Here is a 19,883-nt window from a genome sequence, read left to right on the forward strand (position 1 = left end):
CCTTCGCCGACAGGAGTTCCGATGGACCTGCCGCTGCTGACCCGGCCCCGCACCGTTCCCGCCCCGGACGGCCAGGACTGGCCGCATGTCGTGATCCTCGGTGGGGGCTTCGCCGGGGCGAACGCCGTGATCGGCCTGCGCAACACCCGCGTGCGCGTCACCCTGGTGGACCGCAACGTGTACAAGACCTTCCAGCCGCTGCTGTACCAGGTGGCCACCGCGGGCCTGAACCCCGGTGACGTCACCATGTTCCTGCGCGCGCTGTCGCTCAACGTGCCGAACATGCGGTACCGGCAGGCCGAGGTGGTCGGGGTGGATCCGCAGCGGAAGGTGGTGCGGCTGGATGAGGGGGAGGACCGCATCGCCGAGCTCTCCTACGACTATCTGGTGCTGGCCACCGGGCTCACCACGAACTTCTTCGGCACCCCGGGTGCCGAGGAGCACGCGATGCCGATGTACACCCGCTCGCATGCCATCGCCATCCGTGACCGGATCTTCGCCGAACTGGAGCGCACCAGCCGCACGGACCTCAGCGATCTGCTGACGGTGTCGGTGGTGGGCGGCGGCCCGACGGGCGTGGAGATCGCCGGCGCCCTGGCGGATTTCCGGCAGCAGGAGCTGGACATCCTCTACCCGGAGATGGACCCGGGCACCCTGAGCATCCGTGTGGTGCAGCGCGGCAAGGAGCTGCTGAAGACGTTCCGCGAACCCATGCGCCGCTACGCGGCCGAGGCCCTGCAGGAGCGCGGTGTGACGCTGTCACTCGGCAAGGGCGTCAAGGAGGTCGGATACGACTACGTGGTGCTGGAGGACGGCGAGGTGCTGGAATCCGACATCACCATCTGGGCCGCCGGGGTGGCGGTCGCGCAGCAGGTCGCCGAGTGGGGTCTGCCGTTGACGGAGCACGGCGGACGGATCGCCGTCGACGACACCCTGCAGGTGAAGGGCTTCCCCGGGGTGTACGCCGCCGGGGACATCGCCGGCCAGGACGACCCCCTGGAGCAGCTGGCGCAGCCGGCGATCCAGACCGGCAAGCACGTGGCGAAGATGATCCACGCGGACGTCACCGGCGGCCCGCGCGAGGCATTCCGCTACACGGACCTCGGCACCATGGCGACCATCGGCCGCCGCGACGCCATCACCCAGCTGCCGTGGAAGAACCTGGCGCTGACGGGTTCCCTCAGCTGGTTCGCGTGGATGGGTGTGCACACCGCGAAACTGCTGGGGCACCGCAACCAGCGGGCGGTGGCGGCGAACCTGCTGTCCCTGTACGGCGGCACCCGTGCCACCCATCAGCCGAACCCGGTCGTCGGCGAGGTCGATTCCCGGCGCGCCGTGGAGCGGTTCCACGCGGCCCGTCAGGACCGCAGGTTCGGGGAGGGCGCCGAGGGCTGAGCGCGCTCGGCCGGTCGCGGCCGCTGCCGCAACAGCTCGGTCAGCCTCTCCGCGTCCTCGCGAAGCGCCCGTGCGGCGGCCCGGGCCTCCCGGGGTGCCTCACCGGAGTCATCCGTGGGCGCACGGTACCCGTCCCGCGCCGGCGGGGGTGCGTAGCGGGCCCGGACGATGGCCTCGGCGATGCGTGAGGCGGCGGCCCGGTGGGCCTCGGTGACCTCGACCCCCTCGGTCTCCAGCCGCTCGAGCATCCCGGTGAGCGCCTCCCGTTCGGGCAGCGCCGCGTCCAGGACGGCGCCGTCGCCACCCGGCCGCCGCCGATCCCGTCGCTCTGCCTGCCGGGCGATCTCCTGCCAGGCCAGGTGTGCCGCGGCCGCGGTCGGATCCTCGGCGGTCGAGGCCTGCTCCCAGCGCCCCTCGCGGGCGGCGAGCTCTCCCCGACGCCGCAGCAGCACAGCCCCGGCGGCCGCACCGATCGTGGCGAGCCCACCGAGCACACCCAGCACGTCGCCACCACCGTCGCCGCCCGCGCCGCCGTCGGTGCCCGCGGTCGGCTCGGCCTCCGCCGATGCCGACGGTTCGGCGGCCTCGCTGCTGGGCGTCTCCGCCGCCGAGGAGGAGGGGCTCGGGGACGGCGCCTGCGAGCTCGGGGACGGTTCCGGGGCCGCAGCCGGCTCGTCCGCACCGCGCTCGGGATCGGTGACACCGTTCCCGGCGGCCGCGGGTGTCGGTTCGAAGCGCACCCATCCGGCCTCGGGGCCGAACCACACCTCCGGCCAGGCGTGGGCGTGGTGGTTGGTGATCACCCGTTGCTCGCCCTGGGCGGTGCCGGAGGTGAAACCGATCGCCACCCGGGCCGGTGCTCCGAGGGACGTCATGGCGAGCGCGAAACAGGCCGCGAACTGCTCGCAGTAGCCGATGCGGTCGCGCAGGAAGGACTCCAGGGGGTCCTCATCGGGGCGGGTGCGGATGGTCAGCGAGTAGTCGTAGGCGGTGAAGTGGTCCACCAGGGCGCGGGCGGCCTCCCACGGGGTGGTGGCGCCCGCCTCGCGGGTGACGGTGGCGGCGAGATCCCGTAGCACCTCGGGCACGTCGACGGCGGAGACGTATCCCTCCTGCAGGGGCACCGCCAGCTGCGGGTCGTCGTAGGCGACGGCGGCCAGGTCCTGCGGGGTCGGCGTCCCGGGGGGCAGCACCTGCACCGTGTAGCGGCGGCCGGAGAGGTCCTCGGGCGAGGGCAGTCGCAGCTCCCCCGAGCGGGGGTCCTGCAGCGTCTGCGGGGGCAGCGGGGCGTCGGTCCAGCGGATCGGGTCCTGCGGCACCGGGAGGCGGTCGGAGGTGAGCGCGGTGACGGTGATGTCGTACGGCACCAGGGTGTCGTCCGGTCCGTCGTCGAGGGCGGTGTCGGTCAGCGACGACGCCCAGTCGTCGGCGCGGCGTCGACGGCGTCCGCGGCCCCCGGGCGGCCCGGCGGAGAACACCACGCCGTCGAACCGGGTGAGAGTCCGCAGCCGCACGTAACCGGGGGGATCGGCCGGGGTGGTGATGCGCAAGAGCTCGGTCTCCTCGGCCCGCAGCAGGTCGCGGCGCACGGAGATGGTGTCGTCGATCATCTGCGGATCGAGCGCCGCCGAGGGGCGACCGAGCCAGGCGTTGACGACGTCGACGTCCACGGGGATGCGGGCACGGGGCACTGGCAGGCGGTCGGTGAGCAGCGGGGCGAGGGCGGCGATGCCCGCCGCGGAACCGACGGTCGCCAGGGCGGTGCGGCGGGGTAGCCGCGGCACCGCGGGCCCGGCCTGCGGCCCCCCGCCGGGGCGGGGCGGGGTCGGACCGCACCACAGCAGCAGCGCCCCGAGCGCCGGCCCGGCCACGGTGGACCACGGCATGCTGGTGGGGTTCATCAGCGCCGGCACCAGCACCGCCGCCAGCAGCACCAGGGCGGGCGGCAGGTCGAGATCGAGCTCGAGGTACAGCAGGGCCAGGGACATCACCGCACAGCCGCTCACGATGAGCACCAGCAGCAGGCCGGGCCCGTCGACGGCGAGCGGGGCCACCCCCTGCGCGAACTCCTCCGCCCCCTCTCGCAGGACGGTGATGACGCGTTCGAGGGTCGCAGGCGCGCGCGCCGGGGCGTCCGGCAGCGGAACGCGCCCCAGCAGGATGAGCCCGCCGACGACGATCAGAACCAGGGCGGTGGCCTGCACCAGGGTCGACGGCACCGGCCGTACCCGCAGGATGCGCAGCAACGCGGTGAGCGGGACCTGCACCAGCAGGCACACCAGCAGGCACAGCAGCCAGTTCCCGCCCTGCAGCAGCAGGCTGAACGGGGTCGAGGCCAGCAGCACCGCCCCCATCAGCAGCGCGGCACGCAGCACCGTCACACCCGCGGCGGACGGGACAGCGGTGACGGGCGCGGTGGTGGACGTCGGCGTCGTCATCACACCCCCTCGCTGCTGAGGGCGCGCAGGGCCTCCGCCAGGGAGGTGGCGGTGCCGAGCCGCGCGATGGCCCACCGGCCGCGGGAGGTGACCTCCACGGGACCGTCGGGCGGCGTCGCCGGGTCGACCACCAACACCCAGCGGCGAGCGGAGCGGCCCGCGACCTGGTCGATGTCGAGACCGTCGGCATCGGGCCGCCCGGCGCCGGCCGCGACCACCGCCACGGCCAGCACGGCACCGGTCCCGAGCGCTCCGGCGACCGGCAGGTCCCCCCGCCCCCGGCCGGGGGTCTCCCCGGCGAAGCCGACCTGGGCCAGGGCGATACGGGAGCGGCGCACCGCGACCGCGTCGACCTCCCCACCCAGGGGTGACCCCTGCCGCCCGCTGCGGGGTTCGGCGCGGGTGATCTCCTCTCCCCCGGCGTCCAGGACATGCACCGTCCAGGCGTGGGTGCGGAGGGTCTCCAGCAGGCTGGCGGTGAGCTCCACCAGGCGGTCATCCGCAGGGGTGCTGCGGCGGGTGTCGAGCATGATCACGGCGCAGTCCGCCTCCGCGGGTTCGTCCTCCCGGGTCATGAGGGACCCGGTGCGGGCGGTGGCGCGCCAGTGGATGCGGCGGATGTCGTCTCCCGGGACGTAGGGCCGGGGGAAGGTGCCGATCTCCCCGCCGCCGCGGGGAGCGGCGGCGTTCCGGCCGTCCCGGCGGGCGATGCCCGCGGCGGCGGCGATCTCCTCGCTGATCCGCTCCCAGCGGGGCAGACCGATGACAGCGTCGTCACCGGTGGGCACACGTCGGCGCATCCGCCACAGTCCCCACGGGTCGTGCAGATCGAGGTCCACCGCACCGAGGGGGTGGATGCCGCGGTGCCGCACCGGCAGGGTCCCCTGCAGGCCATTCACCAGGGGGACCGTGGCCGGGCCGCCGAGGGCCTGCGGGAGAGCCTGCCGCACCGTGAGACGACCCCAGGGGGCCCGACCTGTCCGGGTGAGCTGGAGGTGGGTCTCCTCCCCCACCTCCACGGCGTCCTCCCGCAGCTGCCGTCGCACGCCCCGCCCGCCGCTCCCCAGAAGCACCGCCAGCAGGCCGACCAGCAGCGCCAGGGCGAGCACCACGGCGGCGGCACGGGCGGCGTACAGACCGGTGACGATGCCGAGGGTCCCCAGCAGCACGGCGAGGACCAGGAGGGTCAGGCCGCGCCCGGTGGGCAGCGGACGCGGGATGCTCACGCCGAGACCGGGGTCGAGGCCAGCACCTCGTCGAGGATGTCGCCCGCGGTGATCCCGCGGGTGACGCCCTGGGGCGCGAGGTGGAGCCGGTGCCGCCACACGGGGGCGATGATCGCGCGGATGTCCTCCGGTTCCGCGTACGGGCGTCCCCGCAGCGCAGCGTGGGTCTTCGCGGCCCGCACCAGGTGGACGGCGGCGCGGGGACTGGCCCCCAGCACCACCTGCGGGTGGCTGCGGGTGGCGGTGGCCAGCCTCACCACGTAGTCGAGCAGGGAGGAGGAGGCGTGGACGCGACGCACCACCTCGGCGTGGCGGAGGATCTGCTCGGGGCTGGTGACCGCCCGCAGCAGGTCCACGGGCTCCTGGGCGTTCCCCCGCAGGGGCCCGGTCTGGGCGGCGAGCATCCGCGCCTCGGCGCTGGGCTGCGGGTAACCCATGGAGGCCTGCGCCAGGAAGCGGTCGCGCTGGGCCTCGGGGAGGCGGAAGGTGCCGTCCATCTCCACCGGGTTGGCGGTGGCGACGACCATGAACAGCCGCGACAGCGGGTGGGTGGCGCCGTCGACGCTGACCTGGCGCTCCTCCATGGCCTCCAGCAGGGCCGACTGGGTCTTGGGGGAGGCGCGGTTGATCTCGTCGGCCAGCAGGACCTGGGTGAACACAGCGCCCGGTCGGAACTCGAAGCTGCTGGTGGACTGGTCGAAGACGCTCGCCCCGGTGATGTCCCCGGGCAGGAGGTCCGGGGTGAACTGGATGCGCCGACTGGTGGCACCCAGTGTCGCGGCGAGGGATCGGGCGAGCATGGTCTTGCCGACGCCGGGGACGTCCTCGATGAGCAGGTGACCGCCCGCCAGCAGCACCAGCAGCGCGAGGCCCGCCACGGGGCGCTTGCCCTCGATGACGGTGCCGATGGCGTCGATCACGGCCTCGCCGGTGCGGGCGACCTCCTCGACCTCCGCCGCCGTGGCGGGCATGCTCTCCTGCCCGAGGTCCTCCCTGCTCGCCATGCGTCGCATGCACGTTCCTCCCCCGGCTCCTGCGCGAGCCGATCCACCGTGGCCGGGCGTCCGGCCGACCTCGCGCGCCGGGCACGTCCAGTCATCGTCCCGGACCGTTCCGCTCCGCGGGTCGGCGGTCTCTCGCGGACCGGCAAACTTCGGGCAAACTCCGCCGTCCGATGGTGCGAGGGCGTGCCGACCCGCGTCTACTGTGGACGGTGGTTCCCGGGAGGTGCCTGAGCGCCCGACGCGATACCGCCGGGAGCGATCGACTGCGATCCGTCGGATCGTGCCCCCTCCCGGCCCCAAGGAGAGTCCCCGCGGCCCGTCGAGCCCCGCGCCCCCTCACGGCCCGCGCCTCGCCGCGGCGCTGGCGACCGCCGCCCTGGGAGCCACCGGCCTGTTCGCCGCGACGGCAACCGGCCCGCGGACGCAGGCCCATGCTCTCCTTCCGGCCTTGCCGACGGTGTGCGAGAGCGCGTACGTGGAGGCCACCCCGCAGGCGGTCGCCGCGGGCGATCCGGTGACCGTCACGGGGTGCGGTCTGGAGGGGGGCAGCAAGGGGCACGCTGCTGTGGATCGGTCCGGCGGAGGGCCAGATGCAGGTGTCGGTGGGCTCGGCGGGCACCATCACCCAGGAGATCAGCCTCGACGCTCCGGGGGAGTACGAGGTGGTGCTGCGTTCAGCGGACGGGTCACTGAACGTCTCCACCCGCGTGACGGTCACGGAACCCGGCACCGTGGAGCAGGTCCCGCCTGCCGATCCGGAACCGGCCCCGACGGCTCCGGCGCCCTCCGATCCCCCTCCCTCCGAGCCGACGCCGAGCGAGCCGACGCCGAGTGAGCCGACTCCCTCGGATCCCGCTCCCTCCGAGCCGACGCCGAGCGAGCCGACGCCGAGCGAGCCGACGCCCGGTGACCCCACCCCCAGCGAGCCGGTCCCCAGCGAGCCCTCGCGCAGCGCACCGAACCCCAGCGACCCGGCGGACCCCTCCCCGGGTGGCTCCGCCCCCACGCAGCCCTCCCCGGAGACGCCGACGGATGACGGTTCCAGCACCGCGGGGCCGACCTCCCCCGCACCGGGGGCACCCGTCGGAGACAATGCGCCGGTGACCGGTTCGCCCGCCCCCGGAACCCCCGGGACCGAGGGCCCATGCACCGGTGCGGGGGACGCCGCCGAGCGTGACACCCCGGCGGACGTCACCGGACCAGCGCAGGGTCAGCCCTCCCCCGCCGCCCCGGATCGTCGGCACGACCCTGGGGCACCGGCCGCGCCCCGTCCCGGAACTGCCCCCCCTGGCCGGTGGCGAGGCCGCCGGGATGCTGCTGGGCGGGGCCGTGGAGCGGATGGCCGGGGCGTTCGCTGCGGCCGCCGCGACGGAGGACACGACGGCCCCCGGTGACGAGCAGAGGGCGGGCGCACTCGAGGAGATGCCGATGACCGGTGCAGATCTCACCCTCGGCGGTGCCGGGGCGGTGCTCCTCGTCGGGGGTGCGGCGGCCCTCGCCGGCCGATGACACCTGCACCGCGGGGCCTGAGCGGGCGCCGCGGGGTCAGGCACGCAGGTAGGCCCGCAGGGCCTCCCGCTGATCCCGGGGGGTGAACCCGGTGGCGCCCAGCTTCTCGAGGCTCAGCACAGAGCGCCGGGGCCGCGGGGCGACCTGTCCATCGCCCTCCCGCTTGTCCTGGGCGGCGTAGTAGTCGGCGGTGGCGACGGCGCCGACACGGCCGCGATCATGACCGTCGAGTTCGAAGACGTCCGCGGCGATCCCCGCCCAGGAGGTCGGCTCCCCGCTGTTGCTGAGGTTGTACACCCCGGGCTCGGGGCGGGTGCGCAGCAGGTGGTCGATGCCGGCGGCGAGGTCGTCGGTGAAGGTGAGACGGCCGATCTGGTCATCCACGACCTGCGGGTCCACGCCCTTCGCGGCGAGGGCCTGCATGGTCCGCACGAAGTTCTTCCCCTCGCCCACCACCCAGCTGGTGCGCACGATGTAATGCTGCGGGAGGGTCGCCACGAGGCGATCCCCGGCGGCCTTCGTCTGCCCGTACACCCCGAGCGGCGTCAACGGTTCGTCCTCGGTGTGCTCCTGCTCGGTGCCGTCGAAGACATAGTCGCTGGAGACATGCACCAGGGTGGCACCGGAGCGCCGCGCGGCCTCGACCAGGCGCGCCACGCCGTCGACGTTGACCGCCCACGCCTGCCGACGCCCCTCAGGGGTCTCGGCGGCGTCGACCGCCGTGTACGCGGCGGCGTTGACGATGGTCGAGTATCGCGAGAGATCCAGGTCGGCGCCGGAGTGCGGGTCGCCGAGGTCCAGGCGGTCGCGGCCGACGAGGTCGACGTCGTCGCGGTCCTCCCACAGGGCGGCGAGGGCACGGCCCAGCTGACCGGTGGCACCGACGACGAGGGTGCGGCCCGAGGTGGTGGGGCGCATGGGGGTGACCTGGTCGAGCCGCGGATGCTGCCGGTCCTTCTCGGACAGCTCCGCGTCCTCCAGCGGGATCGGCCAGGGGATCGCCACGGTCTCATCGGCCAGGTTCAGGAAGGTGTACTGCGACTGCGCCTCGGCCGACCAGTGGTCGTTCACGAGGTACGTGTACGCGGCGGGAGCCTCCAGGGTCTGGAAGGCGTTGCCCACGCCCCGCGGCACGAAGATCGCGACATCGGGGCGGATCTCATGCCAGTAGACCGCGCCGAAGCTGTCGCCCTCACGCAGATCCACCCACGCCCCGAACACGGCGCCGGTGGCCACGGAGATGTACTTGTCCCACGGCTCGGCGTGGATCCCGCGGGTGACTCCCACCGCCTGGTTGAAGGAGATGTTGTTCTGCACGGGGCCGAAGTCCGGCAACCCGGCGGCGACCATCTTCTCCCGGTGCCAGTTCTCCTTGAACCAGCCCCGGTTGTCCCCCGAGACAGGGAGGTCGATGACCAGGAGTCCGGGGATCGGGGTCTCGTGCACGGCGAGGGGGCGGGGATCGGACACGGCGGGTGTTCCTTCCGGGGCGTCAGACGAAGGGGAGGGTCACTGACGGCGGGTCACTGACCGGAGCGGGCGTACTTCGCTTCGGTCTCGGCCTTCTGCGGACGCCACCAGTCCTCGTTGTCGCGGTACCAGGCGATGGTGTCGGCGATACCCGCCTCGAAGTCACTGAAGGACGGCGTCCAGCCCAGCTCGGTGCGCAGCTTCGTGGAGTCGATGGCGTAGCGCAGGTCGTGGCCGGGACGGTCGGTGACGTGGTCGAAGTCGTCGGCGGGCCGGCCGAAGGCCTCAAGGATCAGCCCCACGACCTCCTTGTTGCTCTTCTCGCCGTCGGCACCGATCAGGTAGGTCTCCCCGATGCGGCCCCTGTCGAGGATGGCCAGCACGGCGCTGGAGTGGTCGTCCGCGTGGATCCAGTCGCGCACGTTCTGACCGGCTCCGTAGAGGCGGGGGCGGATGCCGTCGATGAGGTTCGTGATCTGCCGGGGGATGAACTTCTCCACGTGCTGGCGCGGACCGTAGTTGTTCGAGCAGTTGGAGATGGTGGCGCGCAGCCCGAAGGACCGCACCCATGCCCGCACCAGCAGGTCGCTGCCGGCCTTGGTGGAGGAGTACGGGCTGGAGGGGTTGTACGGGGTGGACTCGGTGAACCGCTGCGGGTCGTCGAGCTCCAGGTCGCCGTAGACCTCATCGGTGGAGATGTGGTGGAAGCGGACGTCGTGCCGACGGGCGGCCTCGATCAGCGTGTACGTGCCGATGAGGTTGGTGGTGAGGAACGGCGAGGGATCCGACAGGGAGTTGTCGTTGTGGGATTCCGCGGCGTAGTGGACGATCGCGTCGTCCGGCCCGGTGAGATCCGCGACCAGGCGCCCGACCAGGTCGGCATCGGCGATGTCCCCCTCCACCAGGGTCACGCGGTCCTCCGGGAGACCGGCGAGGGAGGCCCGGTTCCCGGCGTAGGTGAGCTTGTCGAGCACGATGATGCGGGCATCGGTGTGCTCGGTCGCGTAGTGCACGAAGTTCGAACCGATGAAACCGGCGCCACCGGTCACAAGCAGGGTGCGGGGCATGGAGACCTTTCCTCACCATGAACGGCCGGGGTGATGACCGTGTCCTCCGAATCCGCCGCGGGGATCCGCGACCGCCCCCATCCTGCCATCTCGGGCGATCCGGACAGGACCGGGACCCCACCCGGGTGGGGCAGCCCACCCCGGGGGTTCTCCTCGGGGTCAGCGCTCCGCGCGTTCCCGCTCCAGGGTGTCCAGCAGATACCGCCCGTACCCGGACTTCACCAGCGGCTCGGCGAGCTCGCGCAGCTCGTCGTCGCTCAGCCAGCCCATCCGCCAGGCGATCTCCTCGGGGGCGCCGAGCGACAGCCCCTGGCGCTTCTGCACGGTGCGGATGAAGTCACCGGCGGCCGCGAGATCGTCGAAGGTGCCGGTGTCGAGCCAGGCGGTGCCACGGGTGAGGACCTCGACGTGCAGACGGCCCTCGTCGAGGTAGGTGCGGTTGAGGTCGGTGATCTCCAGCTCCCCGCGGGCGGAGGGCTTCAGGGCCTTCGCCCGCTCGGAGACCGTGCCGTCGTAGAAGTACAGACCCGGCACGGCCAGGTTGGAGCGCGGTGCAGCCGGTTTCTCCTCCAGGGAGACGGCGCGGCCGTTGTCATCCATCTCCACCACGCCGTAGGCGGTCGGGTCGGCCACCCAGTACCCGAAGACGGCAGCGCCGTCGACCTGTGCATACCGCCGCAACTGGGTGCCCATGCCCTGGCCGTAGAACAGGTTGTCGCCGAGCACCAGGGCGGCGTGGTCACCGCCGAGGAAGTCCTCCCCCAGGGTGAACGCCTGCGCCAGGCCGTCCGGGGACGGCTGCACGGTGTAGGTCAGGGAGACGCCGAAACGGGAGCCGTCACCGAGTACCCGCTGGAAGGCCTCCGAATCGTGGGGAGTGGTGATGACCAGGATGTCGCGGATCCCCGCGAGCATCAGGGTGCTCAGCGGGTAGTAGATCATCGGCTTGTCGTACACCGGCATCAGCTGCTTGGAGACGCCGATGGTGAGCGGATGCAGACGGGAGCCGGTGCCACCGGCCAGGATGATGCCACGCATGGGGCCAGTATGTCAGGACGGCTCGGCGGGGCCCGCGGGCTCTGCCTGCGGCGCGACATCCCGGGTGAAGGCGACGCGGGCCTCATCCAGGGCGGCCCGCGGCAGGTGCCCGTTCACCGGAGCCTCCGGGCCCCGGCGGATCCGCGCACGGGGCGCGGCCACGCGCAGGTGACCGTGCTCGTCCATCATCAGCGCCTCCGCCGGGATCAGCACCTGCCGGGGCCGCCACCATCCCATCCGCAGGGCGACCGCCTCCAGGCGTCCGTCGGCATCCGACAGGTACACGTCGTGGACGTGCCCGCTGCGTCGGCCCTCCTGGTCCAGCACATGCGCGGCCGAGAGCGCGAGCACCTCCGGGCGGGCGGCGGTGAGCCCGCGCCGGCGTGCGCGTCGCTGCTGCGTGGTCGGCATCCGGTGGCCTCCCCTGTCCGTGGTCGCGGTCGTCAGGGTCGCTCGAACACCACGGCCATCGGCGTCTGCTCACGCCCCTGGCCGAGGGGATTGTCGGCGAACTGACCCTCGTAGTGGGCACCGCTGAGCGGGGCCGCTTTGCCGAGGGTATTGCGTCCGATGTCGTTGGCGTCCATCACCACGGTGCCGGTGAAGGTGCGGGCCCAGCGTTCCGGCAGGGCCGCGCGGATCGCCTCGTTCAGCTGTTCGGCGACCCGGTCGGGGTCCTTCGGCGGGAGCTTCGCGGAGACGTTCGCCGGGTACACGGAGTACTCGGTGGGGCCGTCGATCGCCCGCACGTTCCCGCCGACGACCTGGTAGAACAGACCGCGGCGACGCACCAGCTTCCCGGCGGCGCCGGCGGCGGAGGCCAGCAGCACCCGCGGCAGGCCGGCCTCCTGGATCGCCAGGTGCATGGTGACCGGGTCCCCCAGGCCGATGCCGGCGGGAGTGCGCGAGACGAACCGCGACAGCTGCCGAGCCCACCAGGACGGCTTCACGTCCCACACGAAGTAGGAGCGGCCCTGCATGATGGCGATGATCTTCTCGCTGATCGTGAGGTTCCAGGAGCGTCCCTCGGTGGCCTCGCGATGGTCCGCCGCGGTCGAGCCGTCCGCGGCGAGTGCCGCGTCGAGGTCCGCGAAGAACCCGGTGACGTACGGGACGACATCCTCGACGAGGCGGGAGTCGGCGGAGAACTTCGCGGTGCGCAGCGGGTAGCGGCGGGCGATGCGACCGCCCTCCCGGTCCGTCAACTCGAGGTCCAGCTGCTTGCCCTCGTTCGGAGTCAGCGGTTCCTTCGGCTCGGGCTCATGGCTGCGGCCGTGGTCGTCCTCCCCGTCCCAGTCGGTGATGCCGTCGGTGGTCTCGACGCCGCCATCCACGCCGGCGGCCGGCCCGGCGGCCTCCCGGGGATCGGCGTCGATCCAGGTGCGCATCCACAGTTCCAGCACGAACAGGCGCCAGAACACCTCGATGCCGGTGAGACGACGGGCGACGAGGCTGTCGAAGGCGTCCAGCACGTCGCGCTGCACCACCCACGGGCGACCGGCGAACGAAGCGGAGCGGAAGACCTGGTGCAACAGGCCCTTCAGGCGACCGGTCCACTCCTCGGCGTCGATCGCCGCAGTCCGCTCGTAGCGGGCCGTGGCCAGTGCCGGATCGACCAGGGCCGCATAGGAGGCGAGACCGTCCTGACCGGCGGCGGTGCGGACGGCCGGATCGAGCAGCGGCATGCGCAGGTGCACCCGGAAACGGACGGCGCTGCGGGCGGCGGCGACGACCGCCCCGGTGTCGCGGTCCCGTCCGAGCTCCTCGGGACGGTGCCCGGTGGCGGCGGTGCCGGTGACGAACCGCGGGTCCAGCAGCGCATCGGCCTCGACGAGCATCCGCCGGGCCTGCCGCACACGGTGCGCGAGACCCGCGGCGCGGTCCGTCACCCGGCCGACGAGGGCATCACCGGAGCGTTCACGGCGGGGGCCGACCACTCCGGGCGACCCGGCCTGCAGACGGGAGGTGCCGACCAACCCGGCACCGATCGGCCCGGTGGCGTCGACCACCACCCCTTCGGGGGCGAGACGGGCAGCGGCGCGCACGGCGCAGTAGTGCGCGTAGACACCGAAGACCTCGAAGGGCTCGACCTGGCTGCGGATGAGGTCCGGCAGGTCCTTCTTGAACTGTTCCGTGGTCGGGCGCACGTCCTCCAGGTCCAGGCCGCCGCGCTGCACGAGGGTGGAGACGCGGGAACGACCGAGATCCTCCCGGGCGGCGTCGGCACTGCGGGTGGAGGCGGCACGGACGGACACGGCCCGGCGGGCGGCCACCCGACCGGCGAGAGCGGTGGAGGCGTCGTCCTCCGCCAGCAGCAGGACATCGGCCGGGCCGATGGCTGCGACGGCGTCGGTCACGGCGTCTGCGAGGGCTGCGGGCGCGGCGGGGCGGGCCGAGGCCGCCCCCGACCCGGGCTGGTCATCCCCGCGTCGGCGCTGAAGGGTGCCGTCGGGCAGCACCCGGACCTCGTCGTGGGCGTCGAGCCGCTGGATGCCCTGGAAGAAGGTGAGGCGGCCGGTGGCGGTGTCGTCGCCGCGCAGGTACGCGAGCACGGTGCCATGGTGCGGCTGGGGGGCGATCCCGGCGTCGCGGCGGGCATGCACCAGACGCGCCAGGTCCGTCGCCCAGCGCACCACCGGCGCGGTGCCGCCGGCCGGGGCCGGGTCCACCGCGAGGTACAGCTGGGCCGCGGCGGGCGCGAGGCGGCGCAGCAGCACACTGCCGTCATCCTGTCGCTCGACCCCGACGCCGAGTCGTTCGGCGCGGTCACCCTCGAGCAGCTGCGCAGGACCGGAGGGCGCGAGGGTCACCTCCCCGCTGGCACCGTCGGTTCCGCCGATGCCGTACGGCTGCGGGAGCGGCCGGGCCGGGTTCATGCCCGCCCCTGCCCGGCGAGGATGATGTCGAGCGCGCGATGCAGGTCCGGGCCCGCCGCGCCGGCGGCGCCCGGCTGCACCGAACGGATGGTGGATTCACGCACCGCGAGGCTCAGCAGCAGCGACACCATCGTGCGGGAGGCGAAGGCCGGGTCGATGCCCTCCCGCAGCAGGTCCCTGCCCTCGTAGGCGGCGAAGACGCGTTCCAGGATGTGCTCGTGGACGCGGCGCAACCGCGCGACCCGGAAGCGGGCCGGATAATCCGGGCTGACCGCCTCCCCGGCGAGGGTCGCCAGCAGACGGATCCGCGGATCGGTCGGTGCCAGGGCCCCGTCGAACAGGGCGTGCAGCGCCTGCGGGCTCTGCGTGAGCCGGTCCGCGTCGTCGATGACCGTCTGGGCGTGTTCCTCCAGCACCTCGATCACCGAGCCCAGCAGGATCTCCTTGGAGGGGAAATGGTGGAGCATGCCGGGGTGGGAGATCCCGACACGGCGGGAGATATCCCGCAGGCTGGTTCCGTGGTACCCGGTCTCGGTGAACAGGGCGGAGGCGGCTTCGAGGATCTCGGCGCGGCGGCCGCGGGACCCGGAGTGGTCCCGGGGCGCCTCGTCGCCGGCGACGGCGTCGAGGGTGACGATCGCGCGGGACAGCGGGTCCATGGACGCGGGGGCGGAGGCCTCCGCCTCGGCGGTGGTCTCGCCGGCGCGGTCGGAGATCGACGTGGCGACGGGGACGGGACCGGCGCCGGATCCGTGGACGGTGGGAGCCACGTTACTCATCCCTTCAGATTCTTGAGAACCAGTTCGGCGATCTGCACGGCGTTGAGCGCCGCGCCCTTGCGGAGGTTGTCCGCCGCGACGAAGAGCACCAGGCCGCGCCCCTCCGGCACGGAGGCGTCCTGCCGGATGCGGCCGACGAGGGTGCCGTCGCGGCCGGCGGCATCCAGGGGGCTGGGGACGTCCATGAGGGTCACCCCGGGGGCATCGGCCAGCAACCGTGTGGCCTCCTCCGGGGTGATCGGACGGGAGAACTCCGCGTGCACCGCGGCGGCATGACCGGTCACGACGGGCACGCGGACACAGGTGCCGGCCACCGCGAGGTCCGGGATGCCGAGGATCTTGCGGGACTCATGGCGGAGTTTCTGCTCCTCGTCGGTCTCACCGCTGCCGTCATCCACCAGGGACCCCGCCATGGCCAGCACGTTGTAGGCGATGGGCTTGACGTACACCTGCGGCTCGCCCAGGTCGACGGCGGCGCCGTCGAGCGCCAGGTCCTCCAGGTGGTCGGCGCCGGTGCGGATCTGCCCGGCGAGCTCCTGCACGCCCTTCACGCCGGAACCGGACACCGCCTGGTAGGTGGAGACGATCAGCCGGGTGAGGCCGGCGGCGTCGTGCAGCACCTTCAGCGCGGGCATCGCGGCCATGGTGGTGCAGTTCGGGTTGGCGATGATGCCGAGCGGTCGCTCCTCGGCGGCCTGCGGGTTGACCTCGGCGACGACCAGGGGCACCTGGTCATCGCGCCGCCAGGCACTGGAGTTGTCGATCACCACCGCGCCGGCCTGCGCGAACCGCGGTGCCAGCCGGGTGGAGGTGCCGCCGCCGGCGGAGAAGATCGCCACGTCCACCGGGTCGGCGGTGAGGTCGGCGGTCTCGGCGTCCTCCACCAGGATCTCGGTGCCGGCGAAGCGGACGGTGGAGCCGGCGGAACGGGATGAGGCGAAGGCACGGAGGCGGAAGTGCGGCACCCGGCGGTCGGCCAGCAGCTGCAGCATCACCCGGCCCACCTGACCGGTGGCGCCGACCACGCCGATGACGGGGCCGTCCGCGGTGCGGCCCGGGATGCCGCCGGCGGGGATGTCACTGGTCGTGGGGGCGCCGGTCGTGGGGGCGCTGCTCGTAACGTCGTCGGACATGCTGGTCACCGTCCCGTCCCGCCGTACACCACGGCCTCGGTCTGCGCGGCGTCGAGGCCGAACGCTGTGTGCACGGCCCGCACGGCGTCATCCAGGCGCGCCTTCTCCGTCACCACCGAGATGCGGATCTCCGAGGTGGAGATCATGTCGATGTTGATCCCGGCCTCCCCGAGGGCGCGGAACAGGGTCGCGGAGACACCCGGGGTGGAGCGCATCCCGGCACCGACGACGGACACCTTGCCGATCTCGGAGGTGTAGCGCACCTCCGTGAACCCGATCTCCGCCTGCACCGCCTCCAGGGCGGCGATCGCGGCGGGCGCCTGCTCGTCGGGCAGGGTCAGGGAGATCGCGACGGTGTCGTCGACCGTCGAGGTGTTCTGCACGATCATGTCGATGTTCGCGCCGGTTGAGGCGACGACGTCGAAGATGCGGGCGGCCTTGCCGGGGGTGTCGGGCACCTCCACGACGGTGAGCTTGCCCTCGCTGCGGTCATGCGCGACGCCGGAGATGATCGGCGCCTCGAGGCCGGGGTCGGAGTGGTCCTCCACGCTGGTCTCCTTGTGGGGGTCGGACGCATCGAGACGGGGGAAGTCCCCGATGCGGAGGGTCAGGTCGGGATCCACCGGGATCTCACGATCCGGCTCGTCCGACACGAGGGTGCCGAGGCGGCCGGAGAAGGAGCTGCGCACATGCAACGGGACGCCGTGACGCCGGGCGTACTCGACGCTGCGTCCCATCAACACCTTCGCGCCGTTCGCGGCGAGCTCCAGCATCTCCTCGCAGGAGATCAGGGCGACGCGGCGGGCGGGGCCGACGATCCGCGGATCCGCGGTGAACACGCCGTCGACGTCGGTGTAGATCTCGCAGACATCCGCGCCGAGGGCCGCCGCGAGCGCCACCGCGGTGGTGTCGGAGCCGCCCCTACCGAGGGTGGTGATCTCCTTGGAGCTGCGGGAGACGCCCTGGAAACCGGCGACGATCGCTACGTGACCACCGGTGACGGCCTCCTCGATACGCCCCGGGGTGACCTGCAGGATCTGAGCGCGACCGTGGGAGGCATCGGTGATCAGACCGGCCTGGCTGCCGGTGTACGCCTGGGCCGAGACCCCGCGCGCGTTCAGGGCCATCGACAGCACCGCCATGGAGATCCGCTCCCCCGCGGTGAGCAGCATGTCCAGCTCCCGCGGAGGCGGGGCCGAGGTCACCTCGTGCGCGAGGTCGATGAGATCGTCCGTCGTGTCCCCCATCGCGGAGACGACCACGACCACGCGGTGCCCCTCCCGGGCATACCGGGCGATGCGGTCGGCGACCCGCAGGATCCCCGCGGCGTCAGCGACCGAGCTGCCGCCGTACTTCTGGACGACGAGACTCATCGAGGAGGGCTCCTGGAGGTGGGGGGAAGGACGAGGGACAGAGGCGCCCGCGGGCGCGAGCCCCTACAGCATACGAATCCCACGACGAGCACCGGGGATGCGACCACGCCACGGCCCCGGCATGTCCGATCCCTCGGACGCGGGAGGCCCGATGGAGGCGCCCGGATCCAGCACCCGCCCGCTCCGCGACCCGCCGCCCGGCCGCCCGGTCGACCCCGCCCCTGGGAGGACCGAGGCACCCGCGGTGTCCACCCCAGGTCGGATGCCCACGGACCGGGCCCGTGCCAGGATCGACCCGACGGTCGGTGACAGTCCCCGGGCCGACGGCCCGGGCCACGGGGCAGACCGGGGTGAGGAGAGACCACGAGATGACGACAGGACAGCGATGGGTCCACGGGGAGGATCCGTCCCCGCTGACGGCGACGGCCGTCGGAACGGCGCCGACCGGCCCCCCGGGCGCCCCTGCGCCCACACCGGCGGTGGAGGTGCGCGGGGCGTCTCGGGCGTTCGGGACCGTGCAGGCCGTTCAGGGTCTGGACCTGGTGGCGCCCCGCGGTTCGGTCACCGCCCTGGTCGGCCCCAACGGCTGCGGGAAGTCCACCCTGATGCTCATGCTGGTCGGGTTGCTGGCCCCCGACAGCGGCGAGGTGCGGGTGCTGGGGCACGACCCGATGCGCGAGGGCACGGCGGTGCGAGCCCGGGTGGGGTGGATGCCCGACCAGTTCGGCGCCTGGGACTCCCTGACGGTGCGGGAGGTGCTGTACCTCGTGGGCCGGGCCTGTTTCCTGCCGCGCGATCAGGTGCGCCTCCGGGCCGAGGCGCTGCTGGAGCGGCTGGACCTCACGGCGCTCGCCGCCACCCCCGCGCATGTGCTCTCGCGCGGGCAGAAGCAGCGGCTCGGTCTGGCTCGGGCGCTGATGCCCGGCCCCGAGCTGCTGGTGCTCGACGAGCCCGCCTCCGGCCTGGACCCCGCCTCCCGCCGACGCCTGCTGCAGATCGTGCGGGGTTTCGCCGCCGACGGCGGCAGCGTGCTGATCTCCAGCCACATCCTGTCGGAGCTGGAGGAGATGGCCGACCAGGTGGTGATGATGGACCGCGGCCGGGTGGTCGACGCGGCGAGCGTGCGCGGTCTCGCGCAGCGCCCCCGCCCCTGGAGGGTCGCGGCGCTGGACGCCACCGGGCTGCACTCCGCCCTGCAGCGCCTGCAGGTGCGCGTCGACGTCCTCACCCCGCCCTCGGAGTCGACCAGTGGTCACGCGGAGGCGGAGATGACACTGCCGGATGACCGCACCGCGGCGCGCCTGCTGCGGGACCTGCTGCAGGAGGGCACCGAGGTGGTGTCCTTCGCCCCCGCCACCGGGCGGCTCGAGGCCGCCTACCTCTCCACCGACGCCGCCCGACGCGAGGGAGCCCTGTGATGACCACCACCACCCTGCCCACCGTCCCTCAGCCCGCGGTGGCGACCGCCCGCGCCGTTGACACCCCTGCCGCTCATGCCCCCTGGTGGGCGCTGCGGCCCGTCGGTCTCGCCACCGTGCTGGGGTTGGAGCTGCGCCAACGGATCCGCGGGGTCCGCTGGTACATCGCCTTCGCGGTGTGGTTCCTGCTGATCAATGGGCTGGCAGCACTGACCGTGGCGGCGGTGGACTGGGCGTGGGGTGGGAACGTCACGTGGCAGGAAGCCGGGTCGCTGGTGTTCGGCATGGTGGTGTTCCTGACGCTCACCGCGCTGCTGCTGGTGCTGCCGGCGCTCGCCAGCGGCTCCGTGAACGGGGATCGCAGCGAGGGCACGCTGGCGATCCTGCAGGCAACTCTGCTCAGCCCGGTGGAGATCGCCGTCGGGAAGCTGCTGGCGGCCTGGTTCACCGGCCTGGTGTTCGTGGCGCTGGCGCTGCCGGCTCTGGTGGGGGCGGCCGCCCTGGGTGGCGCCGACCCCTGGTATCTGCTGCGGGTCCTGCTGGTGCTCTCGATCCTGGCGCTGACCGTCAGCGGGATCGGCCTGGGGCTGTCCGCGCTGACCCGGCGCCCGCTCGGGTCAGTGGTGCTGGCCTACCTGCTGGTGCTCGGCACGACCTTCGTGCTGCCGGTGGCCTATCTGGGCACTCTCCCCTTCACGGAGCGGCAGCACACCGTCACGGTGTGGGACACGGTGTATTCGTCGGTGACCGACACCGGGCGCTGTGTCCAGGCGGTCCGCACCGAGAGGATCTATCACACGGAGGTGGCCCTGCCGTTGCTCGCGGTCAACCCCTACGTGCTGGTCTCCGAGGCGGCACCCATGCCTCCGCCCTCTGAGCGGCCGTTCGAGCGGAACGACATGCTCGGCAACATCAAGACGGGTATGCGGATGCTGGCGCAGCCGCTGCACCCCAGCCACTTCAACCGCTGCTGGGATCCGGCGGACCCCGGATACCCGAAGGACCTCGGAACACCGCAGACCCTGCCGATGTGGCCGCTCAGCGGCGGCGCCTGGGTACTCACCGGGCTGCTCGGGACGGTGCTCGCGGTGCTGCGCCTGCGCACGCCGGTGCGTCGTCTGCCGCGGGGAATGCGCATCGCCTGACCCGGAGCGTCG

15 protein-coding genes are annotated in these 19,883 nt (G+C 73.1%); 4 read left to right on the forward strand and 11 right to left on the reverse strand.

Annotated features, from left to right (window positions below):
* Positions 1 to 21: 21 nt before the first annotated feature.
* Positions 22 to 1,395, forward strand: a complete 1,374-nt coding sequence (locus JSY14_RS05455) for an NAD(P)/FAD-dependent oxidoreductase (protein WP_259557768.1) — start codon at positions 22 to 24, stop codon at positions 1,393 to 1,395.
* Here the strand turns inward: JSY14_RS05455 and JSY14_RS05460 are convergent.
* From JSY14_RS05460 to JSY14_RS05470, 3 genes are read right to left on the reverse strand one after another with little or no spacing between them, the layout of a single operon-like run.
* Positions 1,359 to 3,833 carry a transglutaminase TgpA family protein gene (locus JSY14_RS05460; protein WP_259557770.1) on the reverse strand — a complete coding sequence of 825 codons (2,475 nt, stop codon included), beginning with the start codon at positions 3,831 to 3,833 and terminating at the stop codon, positions 1,359 to 1,361. The genes JSY14_RS05455 and JSY14_RS05460 overlap by 37 nt on opposite strands.
* Positions 3,833 to 5,059: a DUF58 domain-containing protein gene (locus JSY14_RS05465; RefSeq protein WP_259557771.1), complete on the reverse strand. Its 1,227-nt coding sequence runs from the start codon at positions 5,057 to 5,059 to the stop codon at positions 3,833 to 3,835. Before JSY14_RS05465 ends, JSY14_RS05460 begins: the two co-directional genes overlap by 1 nt.
* On the reverse strand, positions 5,056 to 6,063 hold the full coding sequence (locus tag JSY14_RS05470; RefSeq protein WP_259557772.1) for an AAA family ATPase: 1,008 nt from the start codon (positions 6,061 to 6,063) through the stop codon (positions 5,056 to 5,058). Before JSY14_RS05470 ends, JSY14_RS05465 begins: the two co-directional genes overlap by 4 nt.
* A 1,311-nt stretch (positions 6,064 to 7,374) precedes the next feature.
* Here JSY14_RS05470 and JSY14_RS05475 point away from each other — a divergent pair.
* Complete coding sequence (locus JSY14_RS05475) at positions 7,375 to 7,572, forward strand: hypothetical protein (RefSeq protein ID WP_259557773.1); 198 nt, start codon at positions 7,375 to 7,377, stop codon at positions 7,570 to 7,572.
* A 36-nt stretch (positions 7,573 to 7,608) separates the two neighbouring features.
* Here JSY14_RS05475 and JSY14_RS05480 read toward each other — a convergent pair whose 3' ends face one another.
* From JSY14_RS05480 to JSY14_RS05515, 8 genes are all read right to left on the reverse strand, one after another.
* Positions 7,609 to 9,042, reverse strand: a complete 1,434-nt coding sequence (locus JSY14_RS05480; protein ID WP_259557774.1) for a bifunctional dTDP-4-dehydrorhamnose 3,5-epimerase family protein/NAD(P)-dependent oxidoreductase — start codon at positions 9,040 to 9,042, stop codon at positions 7,609 to 7,611.
* Between the two features lie 53 nt (positions 9,043 to 9,095).
* Positions 9,096 to 10,109: a dTDP-glucose 4,6-dehydratase gene (rfbB, locus tag JSY14_RS05485; protein ID WP_259557775.1), complete on the reverse strand. Its 1,014-nt coding sequence runs from the start codon at positions 10,107 to 10,109 to the stop codon at positions 9,096 to 9,098.
* A 159-nt stretch (positions 10,110 to 10,268) separates the two neighbouring features.
* Positions 10,269 to 11,147 carry a glucose-1-phosphate thymidylyltransferase RfbA gene (gene rfbA / locus JSY14_RS05490; RefSeq protein WP_259557776.1) on the reverse strand — a complete coding sequence of 293 codons (879 nt, stop codon included), beginning with the start codon at positions 11,145 to 11,147 and terminating at the stop codon, positions 10,269 to 10,271.
* 12 nt (positions 11,148 to 11,159) lie between these two features.
* Positions 11,160 to 11,558, reverse strand: a complete 399-nt coding sequence (locus JSY14_RS05495; protein WP_259557777.1) for a PRC-barrel domain-containing protein — start codon at positions 11,556 to 11,558, stop codon at positions 11,160 to 11,162.
* A 32-nt stretch (positions 11,559 to 11,590) separates the two neighbouring features.
* Entirely contained in the window at positions 11,591 to 14,023 is a 2,433-nt protein-coding gene (locus JSY14_RS05500) for a hypothetical protein (protein WP_259559703.1), read from the reverse strand.
* Complete coding sequence (locus JSY14_RS05505; protein WP_259557778.1) at positions 14,020 to 14,793, reverse strand: TetR/AcrR family transcriptional regulator; 774 nt, start codon at positions 14,791 to 14,793, stop codon at positions 14,020 to 14,022. The genes JSY14_RS05500 and JSY14_RS05505 overlap by 4 nt, the downstream gene beginning before the upstream one ends.
* A gap of 5 nt (positions 14,794 to 14,798) precedes the next feature.
* Entirely contained in the window at positions 14,799 to 15,935 is a 1,137-nt protein-coding gene (locus tag JSY14_RS05510) for an aspartate-semialdehyde dehydrogenase (protein WP_259557779.1), read from the reverse strand.
* Positions 15,936 to 15,940: 5 nt separating this feature from the next.
* Positions 15,941 to 17,308 (reverse strand): aspartate kinase, encoded by a 1,368-nt coding sequence (locus tag JSY14_RS05515; RefSeq protein ID WP_259557780.1) that lies wholly within the window; start codon positions 17,306 to 17,308, stop codon positions 15,941 to 15,943.
* A 368-nt stretch (positions 17,309 to 17,676) separates the two neighbouring features.
* Between JSY14_RS05515 and JSY14_RS05520 the strand changes: the two genes are divergently transcribed.
* Entirely contained in the window at positions 17,677 to 18,726 is a 1,050-nt protein-coding gene (locus JSY14_RS05520) for an ABC transporter ATP-binding protein (RefSeq protein WP_259557781.1), read from the forward strand.
* A complete protein-coding gene (locus tag JSY14_RS05525) occupies positions 18,726 to 19,871 on the forward strand; it encodes an ABC transporter permease (RefSeq protein WP_259557782.1) in 1,146 nt (381 codons plus the stop codon). The genes JSY14_RS05520 and JSY14_RS05525 overlap by 1 nt, the downstream gene beginning before the upstream one ends.
* The last annotated feature ends 12 nt before the right edge of the window (positions 19,872 to 19,883 follow it).

Origin of the sequence: Brachybacterium sillae (genome assembly GCF_025028335.1) — a bacterium.
Lineage (GTDB): Bacteria > Actinomycetota > Actinomycetes > Actinomycetales > Dermabacteraceae > Brachybacterium > Brachybacterium sillae.